Annotated in this window: 21 protein-coding genes and 2 pseudogenes; 14 read left to right on the forward strand and 9 right to left on the reverse strand. The window is 44.7% G+C overall.

Translation table 11 applies throughout. The features are described 5' to 3' along the window. Positions 1 to 97: 97 nt before the first annotated feature. On the forward strand, positions 98 to 1,021 hold the full coding sequence (locus ACVXHP_RS23480; protein WP_000167917.1) for a cation diffusion facilitator family transporter: 924 nt from the start codon (positions 98 to 100) through the stop codon (positions 1,019 to 1,021). Positions 1,022 to 1,193: 172 nt separating this feature from the next. On the opposite strand, the gene ACVXHP_RS23485 is transcribed toward ACVXHP_RS23480, so the two are convergent. From ACVXHP_RS23485 to ACVXHP_RS23500, 4 genes are all read right to left on the reverse strand, one after another. Further along, a complete protein-coding gene (locus ACVXHP_RS23485; RefSeq protein WP_001324664.1) occupies positions 1,194 to 1,796 on the reverse strand; it encodes a site-specific integrase in 603 nt (200 codons plus the stop codon). 180 nt (positions 1,797 to 1,976) lie between these two features. Continuing rightward, positions 1,977 to 2,624: a hypothetical protein gene (locus tag ACVXHP_RS23490; RefSeq protein ID WP_050489294.1), complete on the reverse strand. Its 648-nt coding sequence runs from the start codon at positions 2,622 to 2,624 to the stop codon at positions 1,977 to 1,979. After that, complete coding sequence (locus tag ACVXHP_RS23495; protein ID WP_032650528.1) at positions 2,621 to 3,868, reverse strand: hypothetical protein; 1,248 nt, start codon at positions 3,866 to 3,868, stop codon at positions 2,621 to 2,623. Before ACVXHP_RS23495 ends, ACVXHP_RS23490 begins: the two co-directional genes overlap by 4 nt. A 10-nt stretch (positions 3,869 to 3,878) precedes the next feature. Then, complete coding sequence (locus ACVXHP_RS23500; protein ID WP_032650530.1) at positions 3,879 to 4,970, reverse strand: hypothetical protein; 1,092 nt, start codon at positions 4,968 to 4,970, stop codon at positions 3,879 to 3,881. Between the two features lie 513 nt (positions 4,971 to 5,483). On the opposite strand from ACVXHP_RS23500, the gene ACVXHP_RS23505 reads away from it, so the two are divergent. Next, positions 5,484 to 6,671: a tyrosine-type recombinase/integrase gene (locus tag ACVXHP_RS23505; RefSeq protein WP_417026624.1), complete on the forward strand. Its 1,188-nt coding sequence runs from the start codon at positions 5,484 to 5,486 to the stop codon at positions 6,669 to 6,671. A gap of 53 nt (positions 6,672 to 6,724) precedes the next feature. On the opposite strand, the gene ACVXHP_RS23510 is transcribed toward ACVXHP_RS23505, so the two are convergent. From ACVXHP_RS23510 to ACVXHP_RS23520, 3 genes are all read right to left on the reverse strand, one after another. Further along, positions 6,725 to 7,081 (reverse strand): Arm DNA-binding domain-containing protein, encoded by a 357-nt coding sequence (locus ACVXHP_RS23510; protein ID WP_017382945.1) that lies wholly within the window; start codon positions 7,079 to 7,081, stop codon positions 6,725 to 6,727. 49 nt (positions 7,082 to 7,130) lie between these two features. Beyond that, complete coding sequence (locus tag ACVXHP_RS23515) at positions 7,131 to 9,044, reverse strand: DUF927 domain-containing protein (RefSeq protein ID WP_447572261.1); 1,914 nt, start codon at positions 9,042 to 9,044, stop codon at positions 7,131 to 7,133. An 85-nt stretch (positions 9,045 to 9,129) separates the two neighbouring features. Beyond that, complete coding sequence (locus tag ACVXHP_RS23520; RefSeq protein ID WP_249424401.1) at positions 9,130 to 10,542, reverse strand: tyrosine-type recombinase/integrase; 1,413 nt, start codon at positions 10,540 to 10,542, stop codon at positions 9,130 to 9,132. 494 nt (positions 10,543 to 11,036) lie between these two features. Between ACVXHP_RS23520 and ACVXHP_RS23525 the strand changes: the two genes are divergently transcribed. The 11 genes and pseudogenes from ACVXHP_RS23525 to ACVXHP_RS23575 all read left to right on the forward strand — a co-directional run bounded on the left by ACVXHP_RS23525 (position 11,037) and on the right by ACVXHP_RS23575 (position 16,541). Further along, entirely contained in the window at positions 11,037 to 11,390 is a 354-nt protein-coding gene (locus tag ACVXHP_RS23525; RefSeq protein ID WP_182291299.1) for a hypothetical protein, read from the forward strand. Further along, on the forward strand, positions 11,383 to 11,814 hold the full coding sequence (locus ACVXHP_RS23530) for a hypothetical protein (RefSeq protein WP_447572262.1): 432 nt from the start codon (positions 11,383 to 11,385) through the stop codon (positions 11,812 to 11,814). The genes ACVXHP_RS23525 and ACVXHP_RS23530 overlap by 8 nt, the downstream gene beginning before the upstream one ends. 47 nt (positions 11,815 to 11,861) lie before the next feature. Then, positions 11,862 to 12,290, forward strand: a complete 429-nt coding sequence (locus ACVXHP_RS23535; protein WP_447572263.1) for a DUF2787 family protein — start codon at positions 11,862 to 11,864, stop codon at positions 12,288 to 12,290. A 58-nt stretch (positions 12,291 to 12,348) separates the two neighbouring features. Continuing rightward, positions 12,349 to 12,813 (forward strand): lecithin retinol acyltransferase family protein, encoded by a 465-nt coding sequence (locus ACVXHP_RS23540; protein WP_101743285.1) that lies wholly within the window; start codon positions 12,349 to 12,351, stop codon positions 12,811 to 12,813. After that, the gene (locus ACVXHP_RS23545) at positions 12,801 to 13,031 is read left to right on the forward strand and encodes a DeoR family transcriptional regulator (protein ID WP_109949201.1); all 231 of its coding nucleotides are present in this window, start codon (positions 12,801 to 12,803) and stop codon (positions 13,029 to 13,031) included. Before ACVXHP_RS23540 ends, ACVXHP_RS23545 begins: the two co-directional genes overlap by 13 nt. A 74-nt stretch (positions 13,032 to 13,105) precedes the next feature. Continuing rightward, entirely contained in the window at positions 13,106 to 13,492 is a 387-nt protein-coding gene (locus ACVXHP_RS23550; protein ID WP_249424399.1) for a hypothetical protein, read from the forward strand. A gap of 134 nt (positions 13,493 to 13,626) precedes the next feature. Continuing rightward, positions 13,627 to 14,376: a DUF3944 domain-containing protein gene (locus tag ACVXHP_RS23555; RefSeq protein ID WP_101743283.1), complete on the forward strand. Its 750-nt coding sequence runs from the start codon at positions 13,627 to 13,629 to the stop codon at positions 14,374 to 14,376. Positions 14,377 to 14,479: 103 nt separating this feature from the next. Next, positions 14,480 to 15,193: a helix-turn-helix transcriptional regulator gene (locus ACVXHP_RS23560; RefSeq protein WP_101743282.1), complete on the forward strand. Its 714-nt coding sequence runs from the start codon at positions 14,480 to 14,482 to the stop codon at positions 15,191 to 15,193. A 58-nt stretch (positions 15,194 to 15,251) separates the two neighbouring features. Continuing rightward, entirely contained in the window at positions 15,252 to 15,563 is a 312-nt protein-coding gene (locus ACVXHP_RS23565) for a hypothetical protein (RefSeq protein ID WP_101743281.1), read from the forward strand. A 70-nt stretch (positions 15,564 to 15,633) separates the two neighbouring features. Next, positions 15,634 to 15,966, forward strand: a pseudogene (locus ACVXHP_RS23570) (DUF262 domain-containing protein); the annotation flags it as partial. A 20-nt stretch (positions 15,967 to 15,986) separates the two neighbouring features. Further along, complete coding sequence (locus ACVXHP_RS23575) at positions 15,987 to 16,541, forward strand: hypothetical protein (RefSeq protein ID WP_101743280.1); 555 nt, start codon at positions 15,987 to 15,989, stop codon at positions 16,539 to 16,541. A gap of 1,139 nt (positions 16,542 to 17,680) precedes the next feature. Here the strand turns inward: ACVXHP_RS23575 and ACVXHP_RS23580 are convergent. Further along, entirely contained in the window at positions 17,681 to 18,181 is a 501-nt protein-coding gene (locus ACVXHP_RS23580; RefSeq protein ID WP_145993863.1) for a LuxR C-terminal-related transcriptional regulator, read from the reverse strand. Positions 18,182 to 18,262: 81 nt separating this feature from the next. Then, positions 18,263 to 19,780, reverse strand: coding sequence for an EAL domain-containing protein (locus ACVXHP_RS23585; protein WP_447572264.1), 1,518 nt, complete (start codon positions 19,778 to 19,780; stop codon positions 18,263 to 18,265). A gap of 551 nt (positions 19,781 to 20,331) precedes the next feature. On the opposite strand from ACVXHP_RS23585, the pseudogene ACVXHP_RS23590 reads away from it, so the two are divergent. After that, positions 20,332 to 20,430 (forward strand): annotated as a pseudogene (locus tag ACVXHP_RS23590) (acetyltransferase); the annotation flags it as partial. Positions 20,431 to 20,584: the final 154 nt, after the last annotated feature.

Here is a 20,584-nt window from a genome sequence, read left to right on the forward strand (position 1 = left end):
TTAATAAAAACGAAAAAATATTCATGGCGAAATGATTGTTTAATTATCTATCATGGATAGAAATGTGAGTTAGTCGTCCTATTTTAGGAAGTTAATAATGACTAAAACAAAAGGGTTACCTCGTCCGCTGACGCACTACGCTTGGCTTTCCATTGCCACGGCTATTGCCACTATCGGACTCAAAGGTGTGGCGTGGAAAATGACCGGTTCGGTCGGTCTGCTATCTGATGCCATCGAATCCGTAGTTAACCTCGCAGGAGCCCTAATGGCGCTCTGGATGCTGACCTTGGCTGCGCTTCCGGCCGATGAGAACCATGCATATGGGCACGGCAAAGCCGAATATTTCTCGAGTGCTTTCGAAGGATTTCTGATCCTATTGGCGGCAGCCAGTATCGCCTATACCGCAGTTGAGCGGATGTTAACTCCACAGCCGCTTGAGGAGATTGGTCTCGGATTACTGGTTTCAACAGTCGCATCAATCCTTAATTTTGTGACGGCTCGCATTTTGTTAAGGGCTGGCAGGCAGCACAACTCTATCACTCTTGAGGCAGATGCTCATCACCTGCTGACCGATGTCTGGACGTCGGTCGGTGTCATTTTTGGTGTCGGACTGGTTTATCTGACCGGCTGGTTTTGGGTCGATCCGATCGTTGCATTGCTGGTCGCAGCCAACATCGTTTGGACTGGTTATCAGCTTATGAGTCGTTCAGCTGCAGGTCTGATGGACGTATCGCTACCCACGGAAGAACTCAAAAAAATCGAGTCACTGCTGGCAGGATATCGTGAACAGGGGCTTGATTTCCATGCACTACGTACACGCCAGGCTGGCGGGCGGGCGTTTATGACAATGCACATCCTAGTTCCTGGGCGATGGACTGTTCAATATGGGCACGACTGGGCCGAGCGTATAGAGAATGATATCCGCACCGCACTGCCTTTTATCCATATCACCACTCATGTGGAACCGTTGGAAGATCCCGCGTCAATGAACGACCAAACGCTCGACATTTCTGATCACTAAACTAACCACATGTCGCTGGTCGGGCAGGGTAACAAACCTCGCTCTACAAAAATTTCAGGTATTCTCTATAATTCTGAGGGTACTTGATGTGACCTGCGCCCAATTGTTGGGCACGCAATATTTTTAAAAAGTCCGCTTCTGGCACAGGGCTGCTGTTGCAGCCCTGATAACCTTAGACTTCAATCGATTCAGAAATCTCTAACGCATCATCGACTTCAATGCCCAGATAACGGACTGTGCTTTCCAGTTTCTTATGACCCAACAGAAGTTGGATCACCCGGAGATTCTTGGTTTTCTTGTAGATCAGGTAAGGTTTTGTTCTTCTCATGGAATGTGTGCTGTAAAGCGTCTCTTCGAGACCAAGCTTTTCTACCCACCCATGAAAGATTCGGTTGTATTGCCGGGTTGAAATATGCTGGTTAGTTCCGATCCGAGACCGAAACAAGAAGTCTTTACTGTGCAAATTGCCAAGCTTTATCAATGCAGCAACAGCTTCTCTTGTCCCTTTGGTTATCTCAAATTGCACAGGGCTACCGGTTTTCTGTTGCAATACCGTTGCTCTGCTCGAAACAGAGCTACCATATGCAACATCAGATACTTTGAGTTTGACCAGATCACAGCCTCGAAGCTTACTGTCCAGTGCCATATTGAACAGAGCTAAATCGCGCGTTTTACCTTCCAGTTCAAGTCGGATTCGGATACCCCAGATATGAGATATCTGAAGTGGCCTTTTTTGGCCTATGATACGGTCTTTGTTCCACGGTGACGTGTTCATACTCAAATCTCCTGCAATGTGGGAGATTTGAGTATGGTTGTCCCTTATGAGCGAAGAGCGGACATTGCTAACAGCATCCTATGTGAATCATTACGATCAAATCAATGACTAGATAAGCACAAACCTGAAAAGAGGCCTACTGACGAAGTAGGCCTGAGTTCCTTATATATTTCACAAAATTCAGAGAGTTTCTAAGATGGATAAAAGTGTTGGAAGTTGACTCTCTCTCACACGGAATCTACCCGTCCTAGATAATTCCGTTTCAATTCCGTTAACGAAGAAATGTACGGAATCAAAAACGGCCGAGCTATTCATATATTTATTCTGATAAATTTCTTGGAGATTCTTTGAGCTTACTATTTTTGTCTTTGCTAAAGTAAAAGGATCAACAGAGATATTAGATAGAGACATGGATTTTATCTTGAGGTCAAAGCCCTCAGAAAGACCATTTACAACTTTCCTCAGATCAAATTCTACTGGTCTCAATCCACTATCTTCACCAAATAGTTTTTGCACCATAGTATAAGGCATTTTCATACTTAATGGAGGGTTAGTGGCATATAGTATAATTTTTTTCCCTTGTCTGACGCCAAAGTCCACATTTAAGTAAGTTGCTATTTCAACCTCTGAATGCTCGCCATTAGCATATTCTAAGCTTTGCTTACTAATGCTTCTCATGGTAAATCTTAGTTCAAGCACTTCAGAGTTATTAATGATTTGAAAACCATATCCTTTATCTTCATCATAGAGGTTGTCATTTACTTTGTGTAATAACTCACTTTTAGTTATATCTTTTTCTGCTTTATAAATTTTTACCTTTATCATCATCCAGCCTCCTGATTCAAAGTCTCGCAAGACATAGCTTTCGTTACTGGGTATCGCTTGGTATGCTCTTCGATAATAAAGTCATTAATCAAAAATATTTTTTCTTCTAATTGTTTCATGACTTGATCAAAGTCTGCGTCACTGAGTTTTTCTCTCTCTGCGGATGCAGAGTTGCTTTCTTTGTATAACGCTCTGAATTTTATATTTTTTCCAAGATATTTATCATCAAAACTAAGTTCAAAAGTTATAGTATGGTTCTTAACAACTGAGGAAAATGACTTCCATCGAATTAAGCTTCTATAAAACCCATCACTGCACAGCTCCTTAATTTGAGGAGCGTTCACTAATGATAGGCCATCATACGCGGCATTATTAATGTTAAAAGTTAGGTTTTCATCATCGTCAGATGCCATTTCCTGATTATTAATGTCATCATCATTTTCGTTATCTGTAGAAGGTGAAATCTTGTTTAATAATTCTTGTGTTTCTTCGTTAGCATTTCCTTCAAGATTATCTCCATTAATATCCAGAGATGTTTTTATTCTGCTTACTCTAACCTTTTCAAGACCAGCATATTCAAGTCCTGTTTTTTTATAATTTCCATCAAAATCATAAAGATGAACAGCGAAAATGTTCCTAAGATCAGTATCAACGATGCTTGATAAATCTATTTCGTTGACAATTATGTTGTTACAAACCGTTGATGAATATGTATCAATTATTTGCTTGAGAATTTCTGAAATGCGTGGTGTATAGTTATATCTCACTGAAACATATCCTTTTTTTACTATGAAAATTATACTCCCACTGTACAATTTTTTCTGCTGAAATTTACCCCTTCTAAAATCAAATTCAGTGTAATCAATAGATATATGGTAGGTTTGCAACCCTGAGTAATGATCAATTTTCTCATGCCCTAGCAACTTGGGTCTATTTTCTTTCACTTTGTTTACAACGTCATAGAGTTTCTCTATATCAAATTCTTCATATATACGTTTTACTGAGAAGACGTCTTGGCTGGGTTTGGTTGCCAGTTTATCTTGTACTTCTCTGATGTGATTATATGAAAATGGCAGGTCTGATATTTTTTCTATCAATACCTCTTTTGATAAGTCAGATGGGAAAATTATCCCTCGATTGAAGGCGATCTTCCTTAATGTAACATCTGTGATTTTTGCACTGTTAGAGTGGAGGGCAGTATAAATGTCACTTTCGTTTGAAAACAACGTGGCTTGATATTTATTCATGTCATACTCCTTATGAAAAGTGACATTTTCTATTCACCTGCTTGCTGGCAACTTGGTACTCAAATATAGATAGCTTTTGATTAACAAAAGGAATGGATACTATTTTTTCCCTTAACGTTTCGATATGAGATTGAGTGAAAGAATATATGCCTATGTAATCATTAATGGCGGATTGCAAATGAACGCTTGAGTGTGATGAGAACGGAGTTATAACAAATATTTTGTCAAATTGATTGAGTAATTGATAGTTAAATATATACTCTAAAAGAAATATAAAGTGATTACTGGAATCAACCTTTTCTTTCCAGAAAATATTCAATATTTTATTTCTTATTCTATCGCCATCATCATTTCTAATATATTCGTGTTCATATGAGTAAAAAATCATGCCAGATGTTATCATTTCAATTGTGGCTGGAAGGATTTTCCCTTTCGTTGCTATTTTATTATGCTTGTCAGGGTAAAAATATGTGCAGTTCTCTATCTCAGGAATTTTTTGCCATAACATATTTGTTTCTTGTGTTACTTTGTCAGTAATCCCCCTTCTAGTCTCAATGTGTTCTGTAACATCTAGTAAAAATCTGATCATAGTTGGGTCAAAAACTGCAATCAAAGAGTTCTCTGGAAAATCATAACTTGCTGTGGCGGCTCCATTTAATTTCTCAATTAAATCAGAGTCATATTTATTGTCATGATTATATATAAAAAGTAGGCCGTTAACTTGATATTTCTCATTTGTACTGTCAACAAATAGACGCCGCCACTCAGGACTTCTTGGCGCGCAAGCTACCTGTTGTGATAAACTTCGTAGAGCGCTCAATATTGATTTTGTACCGTCAAGCGTGCTGGCACAATAAGATTTTAAATCTGTTTGTATATACTGAGTTATATCTGAATAAGGATCTCTATATTTGAAGACTACATCCGTAGGGTGAGTTTTTTTTGGATTTTCAGATAAAAGTTGTTTAGCGTTTAGATGAGATCTCAAACAACAGTCCCAACTTATATCCGTTGTTTTTTGGGTTTTCCAGCCTAATTCATCAAAAATTCTACTGGAAATGATACCTGCAATCTCATCAATATTCTTAGTTTCGCCGCCCACGCTTCCTCCATAGTTCGTTGTTTTATATAGTGAAGATCTGATTCATGGTTTTCCAAGCTCATGCGAAAACGATCAATAAAATAGGAATAATCTCAATCAATTTAATCTTTTTTATTTGAATCATCAAGAGCCCCATTACTGATAGGCATCAGTAAGTGGCATCGCTGCTCAAGCTTCAGTAAAAATCCGGTTAGCAACTTCCGCTGTTGGCACATAGCCGACGTAAGACGTAAGACCTGCCACATACAGGTAACGCTACTGGTCCTCATGGCATGTAATAGTGTCCGGCTGAAGCACATATTATTTCTTTGAACGCATCCCCCAACGGCAATTTTTCCCCTTAAGACCAGAAACAGACCGTAACGCCTGTTTTTGCTACATTTCTCGTCTTCACTCATCTCATGTGGCACCAGCATTCCCTTCGCCACACCAGAAAATCAACTCAGCCATTAACAACGCCATGCCGGGGATGGGTCAACCCTGACGTTCTTTACACCAGTCACAGGAGGTAATATGTCCAGCCCGAAACGCTTCCGTTTTACTAATCAGCTCATTAAATCCCTGCCCCCTAACACATCAGATTCACGCAGCACCGATGCCGAATACAGCGATACCGAGATTTCTGGCCTGAAGTGTCTGGTCAGCAAAGGCGAAGGACGTAAAAAATTTTTGCTCCGCTACCTCTATCATGGACGAAAACGCGCCATCGCCATTGGTCACTGGCCTGAAGTGGACGTCAATCTTGCCCGTCAGATTGCCATAGAGCATAAACGTTCCCTTGCCACCGGTACGGACCCTAAGCAGGAGCGTGAAAATAAGAGAAAGGAGCTGACGTTCGATGAACTCTTTAATCAGCATTATCTGCCATGGGCAAAATCCGCTAAACGCAGCTGGGGAAAGGATGTTCAGCGCTACCGGGATCATATCCGTCCCGCCATTGGTCAGAGGCTGCTGAGCGATATCACACCAGCCAGCATTCTGAGCCTTCAGCAGACGTTAAGTACTTCCCTCTCAGCGGCTACCTGTAACCGTGTCATCGTACTGATTAAAGCCGTCTTTACATGGGCCGGAAGGCAAAGCATGACCGCTGTTCATCCGGCAAGGGTGGTACAGCTTCTCAGGGAGAACAACGCCCGACAGCGCTATTTCACCGAGGACGAAATTCGTCGTATTTTTCTCTCTGCCGATAGCGATACAAGCTCCGTCGCGGCCCGCTATGTCAAACTGCTGTTACTGACCGGCCTTCGTCGTGATGAGCTGCGTCTTGCAAGGTGGGAGCATGTTGACCCGGTTAAACGCACCCTGTGGCTCCCGGAAACCAAGAATGGCTATGGACGGATTGTGCACCTTAACTCACTGGCGATGGACGTAATCAGAACGCTACCTACGCAGCGCGGAAATCCGTGGTTGTTTATCGGTAAAAAACAGGGCATGCCGCTGAGTAACCCGGTGAAAGCCTTTCAGCGTATCGTTCGTCGGGCGGGAATTTTCGACAAAGAAGTGTGTATTCATACCTGCCGCCATTCGGTTGCCGCCCTCATCGTGTCCTACGGCGGAACACTGTATGACGTTCAGGCTCAACTGGGGCACCGCAGCAGTCAGTCTTCACAACGTTATGCGCATCTTCACCCTCAGCGCTTACAAAACACCAGTCAGCTTCTGGCGGAGCGAATCACCGCTCAGTTACCTTCCTTGCGATAACAAAAAAAGCAGAGGCAAATGCCCCTGCTTTTTTTTTACTGTTCAGCTATCAGTCAGAACGGGATATGCTCATAATCTTCATCCGGTCCCCGGTTATCATCAAATCTGTTATAGAGTTCACGTGCTCGTTTACGCGCGACGTTAACGGGCATACGTGGAAATGTGCCGAGGGGTTCATAATAGCAGGCCCCTTCAAGCGTATAACGAGCCAGGAATTTAATCTCACCGTTGGCAATGACGGCCCGGAGCGCAGGCTCGCTGCCATCGAAGATTTCACGAGAGATGCGGTGATACAGGCACTCCGCCAGTGTGTTAACCAGAGCGTAATCATTGAATGACGTGTTTTCTTCATTTTCGCTGCTGATAGCGTGAGGAAAGCCCTCATAGTACTCGTCTGATTCAGGAATCATACATCACCTTTTATTCGTTGTGGTTCAGTCAAAATGGTCATATTCAGGGTTAAAATTCGGTCATCACATTGCATTTCAGAAACGCTTTTTTGACCTGGTAGTAAGACTGCGCCATCGTCTTCAGCGCTCTTTTTTTATAGTGTCCCGCACTTTCGCCAGACAGATAACCGGTACGCTCTAACGGTCTGGCCACATCAACAGTCTTAAGTCCCTTTTCAGAGCAGAGCTTTTCAAACACCGATTCATAAATCAGGAAGTCGCCGGTTTTATGGTGAACGAATCCCCACATATCCCCCGGGCATCGGGCATGGTCCTCACGCAGGGTGATAAAGTGCCTGCTGCTTTTTGTCACCAGCGTCAGCTGAAGCTCCTCCAGCATGTTACGCACCGGGTTATACTGATTCTGGTTATCATCCAGCCAGCGTCGTGCAGCGAACATAACGGATTCAGCCACCGCATCGCTTTCGAAAGGTAAAAGGCCGTATGTCAGCGCCTTCTCTCCTGCCAGCCATACCAGCGCAAACCTTTTCAGTCCACGTCGCTGAACGCGGGTAATATCACGCCCTTCATCCCTCAGGGCCTCTTCCAGTGCGTTACAGCACGCCTCTGTCTGTTCCTGGAGCCAGGATGAAAACTCTGCGTAAGTGCGAAGACCGCCAGCCGCATTTTTTTCGGATAACAGTTTGCCGATAAATGCAGGCCCGGCATGACCATAAGCCTCTGCCAGCCCCGCCTTCAGTGCATCTGCACGGGCACGTGTTTCTGATACCGGTTCATCCGGTTTTTGAGCATCCTCAGGCAGCAGTTCCATACTGATGGCCCTGTGCTCCTGCCCTCCCTGTAGCACGGCTTTCTGTTCAGCCAGCTTTTCGGAGATTGACATCTCCCCGGTGGAGAGAATAAACATGCGCCATTTAAACGGCTCATCTGCCGTCAGGCTACGGGTCAGGCGCTCTTTTGCCGTACCTGACGTAATGTTGTAAAGCAGTGAGGAAAGTTGCTTATGATTACTCGCGCCCAGTTCATCGACGCAGGCGACCAGACCGGAATAGTCAGCGAGAAGGCGCTCCATCGCGTTCGGCGTGGTATTCCAGCGAATAATATTCACATGTCCCCCACTGCCCGGCTCGCTGCCATCACCATGGACCGATGCGGCCAGCATCAGAAGAAGCGTTTTACCCGTCGTGGATACGCCGTGGAAATGAAACATGCCCACATCCATACCGGCAGGAACCAGAAGCATCGAAGCAAAGGACGCACTCAGCGCAAAGGTCTGCGCGCAGCCATGGACATTTTCCTGGATGAGGTTAATCCACTCCTCCAGAGCCCCGACTTTGTGCAGGCCGGGACGCACGCGGAATCCCGGCAGCAGATAATCAAACCCGGTCAGAGAAGTCACAACAGGCTCATGACCATGTAAAAAGGCCATATCCTCCGAAACGAATCCCATTGCATCTGCCATCAGATAGACAGGCAGCGGTAAACTCCGGCAGCACTGAATAAAACGGTCAAAAAGAGCAAGCTGCTGTGGAGAGGGGCCAACACAAAATCCACGACCTGCCAGTCTGCCCATAACCTGAGCACCACTCTGAACAATATCCTCAAAGCTCACCTGGGCCTTAACATACTTACCCAGCCCGTTACCGGTCATCAGGCTGATCCCGAGACCGGACGCCTTATCTTTTCCACAAAACAGGGCGACAGGCACAACTGGCGTGGTGCAAACCTGCACAGGTTTCTGTCCACCGATGTAGAAAAGGCCATTAGCCGTATTCACATAATGCCGTGGCAGCCCATCACTAATACCGAGTGAAGCAATATCATCTTCACCGACCTCAGTGTTTTCAGCACACCTGATGATTGCTTCCGTAATTTTGTTGAATTTTTTATCGTGGGCAGCAAAAGCGCGAATACGCTTAATCCCGGAAACCTTAGGAACATTGGTTGTTACTTTTTTGTTCATGTGTATTACCATCAAATTACGCCACCGTCAGAAAACGGGTGGCATCAGAACCATAGTTAAAAACCATACCGTTGAGTGAAGGTTGTTACCCCATCGCCCGGTTAACAACTTCGTGATAACGCGCCGGGGAGGCGTGCAGGTAAAGTTCCGTTACTTTGATTGTGCTGTGGCCCAACAAGTCTTTGACGGTATGAATGTCAGCCCCGCTCTCAATGAGCTTTGTCGCAAAGGTATGACGCATCTCATGGATGGTGAACGGTGGAATACCCGCAGCCTCACAAAGTCGTTTTTGCAGGCGACGTGGCTCAGAAACCGGATTGTCGGTCCCCTTGCCCGGAAATACCCAGCCTTCATCACCCAGATGCTGACGCTGTTCTGTCAGAAGAACGAAAGCCTTATCACATACCGGTACACGGCGGAGCTTGCCATTTTTGGTATGGCGCAGGGTGATAACCTTCCGGCTCCAGTCCACATCTTCAAGGCGAAGATGACGGGTTTCCCCCAGACGCAGCCCCGTCAGGGCAAGGAACATGAGCAGAGCAAGGGCTTCATGATCGGGTTTACCATTACGCCAGCGCTCACACACTTCCATCCAGCGCTGAAGCTGGGAGTCATCCATGGCGCGGCGATCTGACGTCACTTCAGGCAGCGCTTTGATATAAAGCGCCGGAGAGCGGCTGGTGTATCCCATGCGTATAGCCCAGGTAAATACCGCTTTAATGAGCGCCAGATGGCGGTTGCGGGTGGCAGGCTTGAGATCGAGATTATGCAGGTAGCTCAGAATATCTGCCTCGGTCATACCTGCCAGCTTTTTGTCACCGAGAAGAGGGCGCAGGTATTTACGGATCTTAGAAAGATCGGTGTTAGCTGAACGCTTAACGCCCGTGCTGAGTACGCTTTTCTCATACTCATCCGCAAGCTCATTAAACGTCATTTTACTGTGAGTAAGAAAACGCTCACCATAAGTCTCAACGGAAGCCTTAAGCTCCTGAATTATTTTAAAGGCATGCTCCCTTGCGTTATTAATGGAAAATTCAGGGTAACTTCCTACGGAAACGTAAACATTCTTTCCACGAATACTTTTGCGGACAATAAACTTAATGCGTCCGGATGAGTGGAATATAGCCTTAAACCCGGTACATTTTGTATCACTGGCTTCGATAGTCCGGCCAGTTTGTACTGCACGGATTTTATATTCATCAAGAAAGGCTTTAGTAAAAACACCTCCAGTATTTTTAGGTGCAACCTCTGAATATTCTGTAGCATTAGATACTCCATGGTCGGAATATTCATGAACCTCCGCATCTACATCGAAGGAATTTTTATGAGCAGCAGCGATGCTCTTTTCATCCAACGCTTGCGTTATTTTATTTAAAGAGTAATTAACATTCATAATATGTACATGGTCCTCTGAAAATTCAGATGGTAATGAGTAAGTTAATATGTCGGCCAACAATGGGATAAGCTTATTTATTCGTAACATCACTTTCAAGCTCATGAAAAATCAGCTCTTACATGCCCATTGACATTTAATACTCAAGTCAGAAAGACCATGATGATTCATCAGGAGTACTCCTGCTCAGGGAAAAGGGAAAATAGCGTTAAACCATATAAAAAATTGTGTTCCGGATGGGTCGCCCAAAGTAAGTCAACTTTTGAGGCTCTGAAATAAGAAAATGGTGATACACCTCACCGATTTTCGCCTGAAAAACGACCTCATAAGGTATTTAAAATTAATACTTTTTAAATCAATAGATTAAAGTAATGGTTTTGACAATATGCAGCCCAACTTAAGGGTGAATCAACCTTCCCATAATCAAAACCACACTCTATTCATTTTTTATTATTGTGACGAGCGTCACATTTCACACCTGCGGGTGCTTTGATTTTGTACATTCACAAAGCTCACCCACACCAACGACTATGACCGTAAAAAATCTCTTTTTATGCACATATTATTTCCATGTAAATCAAGTCATTATGGAGATAATCATGTTTAAACTCACTACCCCCACCAGTCTTCCTCTTCTCAACCTGCCCGCCTCCGCGCTGGAAGCCCTCAGCAATGAAATTCTTGGCCCCGTAGATGATATCGACCTGTTTACCGGTTTCTGGAACGAAACGGGAACCCTGCTCTGGCATCTCAACCACGATGACTCACTCCCCGAAGACCCGCTGCTGGCAGTGGCACTGGCTAACCCGGAATACGTCACCGCGCTTGATGATGGCTGGTATCTCCTGCTCGGTATCGTCTGTGATGACGGACAGGGTATCTATCTGGTGTTCCCGGACACGACTGTTATCACTCAACTCCAGAACCTGATTGAGGCACTAAACCATGAGTAAGAAAAAAATCGCTACCGAAGCCGCAGTCACCGAAAGCTATACCGTGTTCTACATGGGTGAAGCCGAGAAAATCAGCCCCCACAGTAAAGGACTGCTGACGTATGAGCTGGGTAAAGAGGGAGAAACCGGAAGCCTTGCCCTGCGCTTAACCGCCAATGGTGAAGGAGGCCTGTTCTCCCGCGAGTGGATTACGCTTGATGCGATTCACGCCATTCTGGAACAGCAGCAGGACAGCTTTTCGTCCCGTGTATTCCGCCCGCTATTTGGTCAGGGCAGCACCAACAACGCCGGGTTTCTTGCCGCTGTACTGAGAAGTCCGGATATCTGTCTTATCGAAGCGGACAGCAGCAGACTCTTTATGCACCGTTGTTATGCCGACTGGCAGCATCGTATGACGCAGCTTGCCGCGCTCAGTCAGGACTAACCCCCCGCTTTTTCTGTATTCCATACCCCTTAAAAAGGAAATTCACTATGTCATCACCCGCTATATTGCAGGGCGGCTATGTGCTACCGCTCTCCCGGTCGTTCACCCAAATGCTTCTGGATATCGTCGCGCAAAAACCGCCTCATCGTCACCCCATCACCGGATTAACCATTAACTTCCGTGACCCTGAATACTCACCGGAAAGGGGGGGCTGGCATCCGGTAGAAATACGCCTCATTCCTGCCGGAGAAGACTGGCAACTCGATTACGTCACCGATTTTCACTATGCAGGGCATCCGTGGCCTGAGCTTGAAAAAGATGTCGATGTGAGCTGGACGCATCAGTACACGTGGCTCTCCCGATGTGGCGATATCTCTCATGCCGACGCCCGTGAGTTCTGGTCGCTGTGGGAAAGTAACTTTATGACGTACCACGATATGGGGGTTTTCACGGTCCGTATTTTGTGGGAAAGCTGAGTATTCACCCGGTTTCCCACGCATCCCCCCTCTCCCCCGTAGTAAGGAACTGAATGTTATGTACCGGCTTCTGCTGCTGAACTTCGTGGATTCATTTATCGATAACTGCATTCTGTCCTGCGTCGATGAACCGGCTTACGGCGGTATCGTGCAGTGCGAACTGCTTTTTGGCCTTGCCGCACACAGCGGTATCTATGTGGGTAATGGCAACATTGTTCATCTTGACGGCGACGGCATCGTTACCCGAAGTCAGGCCCGCGAGTTTCTTGACCGACTCGATGGCTGGAACTCCGCTATCTCGGTGTATACCGACTGTATGGATTTAACGCCTCAGGGTTGTATGCAGGCCGCTGAACGGGCACAGGCAGCAGTGGGTCAGCGCTATCCCTACAGCCTGCTCGACTTTAACTGCCACCGTTTTACTGCCCGCTGCGTTACCGGCAACTCATGCCCTGATATCTGGCTTGCCAGACACCTCGATACATTTCAGAAAGGGGACCGATGGCGCGTATGGCAACGATGAATGTTAATCGTCGCAGGCAACACGCTACCGCACAGGGAGAACGGCTTATCCGGCTGACCATGGTGCTGTTTTACGGTCAGACAATATCGGTACGCTATATCACCCGACGGTTTGACGTCTCTCCCCGCACGGCAAGACGGGACCTCACCTGTCTGGCCTTTGTGCTGGAATCCGCAGGTCCTCACCGCTGGCGACTGGCTCCCTCGCTGAAACCCTGACTTTTTTCTCTGCCGGACATCTCCTGACCACCCCGCGTGGCAGGCTGTCTCCGCTTTTCAATCCATAAGGGAACATGATGAAAATTCTTAAACTGTTAACCGCCACCCTTCTGCTTTCCGCCTTCAGCCACAGCGCATTTGCCGACGAGCAGGCCGACGCTCAGATGATTACCAATTCGACCTTCTGCGCGATGTACTCCACCCGCCTGACCCAGACCAGTGACAGTGGCCTTCAGGTAAAAGGCGTTAATCTCAATGCCCGCTTTAACGGACCGGTATTCAACCGGGTACTTCAGGTGATGAACAAAACCTATGGCAGAACCTGGCTCGAATCAAATGCGCGTAGTGGCAGCATGACCGCCATGCAGCTTTCGCAGTCGGAGCTGCTCTACAACCCGGAATATGCGCGTCAGTGCGATGCCTTCGCGAATAAAGTGGAAAAGGAATGGCGCAAAAAGTAACCACAACAAAATAACCGGTGAACAAAAACCTGCTTTGGGGCAGGTTTTTTTTTACTTTTTCTTTTTCAGCCGGACACGCCCTGTCCGGGGACATCCTTAAACTGTCAGGTCCAATATCCGCTATGAGGTGAAATATGGCGACCTACCGACACGACCCTGACCTTGAGTTTCTGCGCCACTGCCATCGTGACGATCTGGATTTACTGGTTTCTGTGCTGATTTGCGATCCAAAAGACGGACTGGCACGTATCACGGAAACGCTGACTTACGATCCTCAGTATAAAAAACACAAGCCCAACCATCCGCGCTACTGGGATGCCATTGCCGCCGAGGTTCAGACATTTGGGGCGAACAGCTTCGCCACGCTGCTCCGCTGGGGTAAAGGGGTGCTGTACCGGGAAATACTCACCGATGCCTGCGATAAAATGAAGGTGAACTACAACAGCAAGTCCAGCGTCGAGACGATTGAAATGAATCTGCTCATGAAGATCCTGGAGAAAAGCCTTGAGAAGATGACGCCTGACCAGTTAAAGACCGTGGCAGAAGAGTTGCAGACGGGCTACAGCAATCCCACGCCGGAGCTGCTGACCATGGCAATCCAGGCGGGAATAAAAACATCCGGGTTTGCGGCCTATCAGATGGCGCTTGTGGTCACAAATGGCGTGGCGAAAGCCCTGTTAGGCAGAGGACTGACCGTTGCAGGAAATGCCATGCTGACACGCACCATGGGCGCTTTTGCCGGTCCCGTAGGCTGGGTGCTCAGTTCTCTCTGGCTGCTGATAGATTTAGCCGGTCCGGCATTCCGGGTGACGTTACCATCCTGCATTTTTATTGCCTACATGCGCCAGAAGCATCTTTATTCACCTGAGAATACTGACGTTTAGCACTTACATTTCAGGTTTTCAGGCTTTAAAAAAACTTCAGAGGGCGGACAAATCCTGTCCGCTACTGCTGGCATCATTTCCCGGCAAAATTCGGGAACGATGTATGACGCTGATAACACAAGAAAACGAACATGACACACTGGCAACCCGCCTTTCCATCATCCTGAGTCGTTTATTTCAGGGTGAAAAGCTGCATATTGGAACACTGGCAGAAGAATTCGGGGTGACGACGCGAACGCTGCGACGGGATTTCAACGTCCGTCTGACGTACCTTGATATTGAACAGAGCAACGGCGTGTATCAGCTTGCCTCCCATTACTTTCGTCGCCGCACGGAACGGGATATGAAGATACTGGCGAGACTGCTGCATCTTGACCGTCTGTTACCCGCGATGGATGCCAAACTGCTGAGCCTTCTGCTTGACGGGGAGCACCCTTCACCCTACAGGATTATGCTACCGGAGCCGCACCAGAAACCCACGCTCTTTGGTGATTTCAGCAGACTGACGCTCGCCATACTCAACCAGACCCAGGTGCGTATCAGAACCGACGAAAACGTCAGCCATACCGTTCATCCCTATCGTCTGCTTTGCAGCCATGCGGAGTGGTTTCTTGCCGGGTGTACGTCACCGGGCGTGTTCGTTATTTCCTTGTCCAGAATCAGGCTGGTTGAGGTATTACCGGATACAACGTTTGAAATCGATGATGCGCTCATTTCGCTGATTGAACAGTCTGACTTTATGGAAGCCTTACCCCACATGAACATTATTCATCAGATAATGCATTACGGGAGCAAACAGACGAATAATCGTAATTAAAATCACAACATATTATTAGTGATGATTAAATCACATTAACATGATAAGTGAGAAAGTTATGATTATCGATAAAGAATACGCACTTGTAGATGCAACAGCAAGACTTAACACTGACCTGAGAGATTATGAAATTGAAATAAATAAGGCTGCCAGCGTAACGTTTGGCAATGACCTGACAGACATAACGATCTATCAGTCCAGTTTTATAATCAGCATAAGGACAAACGGTGAAAAAATAAAGCACGGTCTTCTTGTTAACTTTGGTAAAAATATAGCAAGACAGGTTTCATCACTTTGTGCATCCGCAATGCGCGTCTACCCGAATGAAAAACACAAACCGAGCCGTCAGCTTTTCCATTGCATAAATTAGTTTGTACAAAGACTGTACTACCGACACGTATTAAATTAAAATAGGCCAGCTAATATAACATATGAGGTTTATGATGGCTGGCCAGTATGAAAAAGCAATAACGATAAAACAAGCGATAGATTCGATTAATTTACGCCACTATCTTCTACCTGCAATTCAGAGGAAGTTCGTCTGGAGCAGCAGTCAGATATGTCTGCTGTTTGATTCCATCATGCGAGACTACCCGATAAACTCTTTCATGATGTGGGATATCCGTAGTGCCAGTATTAAAAACGATTACAAATTCTATGAATTCCTGAAAGAATACTGTCAGCGATTTAATGAAGAAAACCCCTGCGTACCAACAAATGCGGGATTTCATGATTTTAAAGCGGTGATTGATGGTCAGCAGCAACGTAACAGTCAGACATTGAGATAGAATAAATGATAAAAATCAGAGTCGTTACCCTCATTTCTCTGGCAGTTGCATTCACACTGACAGGTTGCAAAGAGTCAAACATCGACAAAATAACGTTAATCGGGAAAGATAAAAGTACCCTTGAGAGCCAGTACAATGCTCTCTTTGAAAAGAGAACTTCAGACATTGAAGCATTCGCGCTGTTTGACAAAATGGCACCTGAAGGTAAAGAACCGCATACCACCGGTGGTTTAATTGACGGAAAAGTAGAGTCGAGCATGACGACAAACGTTGGCAAACACACATTCATGCAACTCGATGAAATGCTGTCGAAGGAGTACGGTAAGCCAGTAGCAACCAAAGATCAGGTGTTTGATGTCTCTTCGTTAAATGGTCTGGATTGTGCTAAAACCATGTCATGCGCAGCAGGCAAGTACTATGAAGTCTTCCGCGGCAAGGAACAACTGATCATGATCATAAACGGCACTGGATTTATGAATACTGAAGAGGGAGTAACTATCCTGACCTTCACCGACAAGCATTTAAAAACTGTACGTCTTGAAGAGGATAAAAGAAAATAAAAAGTACTGCTTAGACTGTTAATGCGATAAAATAATCCCACTACATCATGGGTACCTTCTTCAGGAAGAATACCAAACTCTTATGAATAAATCTATACTTCAACATCTGATATATTGACGTTTTTCATGAGACATATTATATTTTCTTCTGTGATGCATCCCCCTATGCGGTGGGGTGCACAGTCGAATTTCTCTGATGAGAATCGTAAACGAGAGCGCGGGCTCTATGGCTGGAGAGCTCACCGGGAGGCACCCGGCATCACAAATAATAAAAAGTAAATTACTCTTAATCCTTTGGTGCCTGTTTCGCAAACAGGCTTCTTTTTTCTATAACATTCCAATTTAGTCATACTCTGATAAAACAGATTTACTGTCGAGTCTTCACTTGCGATTTAGATTATACAATGAAAAAATTTACCGATAGTCATCAGGAAAAAGGAAAACTATAATCTGTTGTAGACCATACCCCCTACAAACTGAGAGGCCTAATCTGACTCACCATCTGGCTGCAACCCTCCATCACAATAAATCAATTCATCACCATAGGAGATGAATTGATTGAAAATAACAAACGTAGTAATATATCAAAAAATTAACACATAACGTAATCACTTAAAATGGCAAAGTCAGATTCACTAACATATTCAGAGTTCATAAAAATTCATGATGAATTACTGGAGATTTCAGATACATGGGCCGACTTATGGATGGTCTTATTTTTAATTCACTCTCAATGTAGCCGGATTATAAAAATACGATACTCTGACATTAGAGAAGACAGGTTACACTTACCAGGAACACAACGATTTCTACCAAAAAAAATGCTCATAAACAGCAGGGTTAAGTATATTTTAAAACGAAGAAAGGAGTCAAACCCTGATGATATATATGTATTCCAAAGCAGATCTAATCGGGTAAAATTTAAAGTTAAGCCTGTCACTGCTATTGCAATGAACATGGCCATAAAGAAAGCAGCGAGTAGCGTCACTGATAAAAATGTAAGCATGAAGAGTGCATTGAATGTTACCATTGAAAATAAAAAATAGAGCACCCACCCTCTGCCACAAGAACAGAAAAAAATTGCAAAACAGCTCCAAAAATCAAAATTAATAACATTTCAATTAATATAACCATATGATTTACCTGGAATAAACCTCACTTAACCTCACCCACAAAGCCTCCCACCGCTTATATTCTGAATAAAACTCCGCAATACTCCCCATATTCAACTTTCGTAATGCATTCATTTTATGCAAACTTACAGTTTTATCACTAACCCCTGCCTCTGCAGCAATATCTTTCCTATGCTTCCCCTGCAGTGTTTCCTGCATAACCATGACTTCACGAGAGGTCAGAACAACCTGAACGGGCATGTATTTTTTTATATTCCTGTTTGTGAGAATTTCCTGATGCCATCCATCAATATCGGATTTTCTGAAGTACAGAGAATTACGACATTGCGCAAAAACACTGATCGGCTCAAAACCTATGCTATCGTTAACAAATCTAAAATCCATCACATACAAATCACCGTTGCCAGCATCAAGAATAAGCAAATCAAATGGCAATTTGTTTTTCCTTGAGTTATAAATAGTTTCCAAACCGACCTTTAAATATGAGTTATCGGATAAAATAACCACTACGCCTCACTCCGCTCCCACACGTTTTTTATAAAACTGAGTTGGTGTATTTTACACTAAAAAACTCATTATATTTAAAAATCAAACACCACCATTCAATAATTCACCTACCATGTTAGCTCCAACAGATTTCCCGACATACCATCCCTGAATGCAAAAATCCTTATCCAGTCCACATATAAATTCGAATTGTCCCTCCGTCTCCACCCCTTCAAACACCAACGACTTACCCGTTTTACGTAAGCCAGAAACTATAGATAAAAGCATTTTTTGTTTTAAAGGCACATCAATATTACTGACAAGTAATTTATCAATCTTAACCTCATCGAAATCAAATTCTATTAACCATGCAATATTGCTGGTTCCCGTACCGAAATCATCAAGAGAAACAAAGAAGCCCAACTTCTTCGCGGCCTTACAAAATGAAGAAATAACTGATGACTCAAGACTCACTCGCTCGGTTACTTCCAGTTTCATCTGACGATTTCTGATACCTCTGGATGAACATTCGTTGCATAACCGTTTTAAATAAGTAGCACTACTTATTTCTTCATCACCTATATTAATTGATAATTTTAGTTCAGGGTTATTGATAAGATAAGAGCCCATTTCATTAAGTGAGCACTCCATCACAAAATCAGCCACTCGATGGTACTGTCCAAGTTTACTGGCAATCCCAATAAAGAGTTCTGGGGAAACGGAGCCAAAATACTCATCCTGCCACCTGAGCAATGCCTCAAACCCGACAACCCCCTCCTTCCCTCGCGCAATTGGCTGGTACTCCATACGAAGCTTCTTATGTTTCAATGCATACAGAAAACGCCTCTCCAGTGATTTATTTTCATTTATTTGGTTACCAATCCAGGATGCTAATAGCCCACCGCAGATTCCACCGGCAACTAATAAAATAAAATTCAGGAATAAGGACAGGGACAGTAAGCCACCATCTGTCCTGAGGGTTAATACGCATAAATCTCTGACTGAACTACATTCTTTCGTTTCAACATCAAACATTGTTCTCCACAAAGCTCTTCCATTATCAGTTTTTTTACCGGCTGTATAGAATAACTCATTTCCATCTCTGGTATTCAGTGACATAAAATAATCCGGAGGAAAAGTGAGGAAGTTAGTGAATGATAACGCAGAATTAAACACCACGAAGTTATCAAGAACAGTAGCTGTATGATTTGATTTTACAAATTTAAAATTACCATCAAATTTATAAATACGATAATTGCTGGGAGTTGTATAGAAATAAGAAGGTAGTGGTATTTTATTTATCAGTATTCCCCAGTTTGCTGTACAGGCAAGTGAACCAGAGTCAATAATTCCAATATCATCAAGATACTTGTACTTATAACGAATATTCCTTAATGTATTCAGACTATCGGGAGAACAGTTTGTTACCCCTGTATGCCTAGCATCCATAAGCGCACTGGCTAACTGCTGACTGACATCCTCAGAATAACGTAACAACCCCTTGCCCATTTGACTCTGTTCCTGATGTTGCAAATGCCTGACGAAATAGTTTGCGATCAGCAGTACAACCAACACAGTCACTACAGGAAAAAACACCCTAAGTGAGAATTGAGTATTCATTAATCCCTCTCCTGACGAGTCCGTGTATAAGGTACTTAAAATAAATAGTCTTCAATTACAACACCATAAAAATTCGCTACATAGTAAGATAGCATCACTTTTTATCAGTCGCGAGTTATAAAATATACATTGTTAACGATGGATGAGCCTGCAACTACAGAGCACCTAGGGGGTATCCTGGCCCCGATTGGTTTTTAGTGACAAGCCTCATCTCATCTAGATGGTAGCTTTCTGGTCGTTAAAAATGTCTATTTTTTGAGCTATTCAGGAAAATAACTTGACCCATCTGGATTTTTCTTCAAGGCAAACCAGTAAAAAACTGTCAGTGCTGATGGATCGTTTGGCCTCTTTTAAAGGGATTGAAAATCCCCGTGTCCTTGGTTCGATTCCGAGTCCGGGCACCACTATTTAAAGAACCCGCCCTAGAGGCGGGTTTTTGCTTTTGTCGTTTCTGATAGCTTCCAGCCGATCATTTTACTCTATTTCTGACCCACCACACTCCACACGCAGACTCAATCTCGCCGTTAGCAGCCCACTTCAGTAAGCAGACACCAGGGATCTATATAAAAAAGGGATTCAGCGTGACGGGGCGTACAGAGGTGGACGATCTCGGGCGACCATACCCCTTGCTCAACCTCGTGCGCGGGTAGCAGGATAAGCTTTTGTAGGCCGGATAAGGCGATACGCCGCATCCGGCAATATACCGCCGTGTTGCCTGATGCGCTGTGCTTATCAGGCCTTGTATTATCCTTTCTGTGCAGAGAGAACCGGCCAGTTCTTTCTGCCATGCAGCCCGCATGCCGT

This window comes from Citrobacter freundii complex sp. 2025EL-00176, assembly GCF_053309355.1.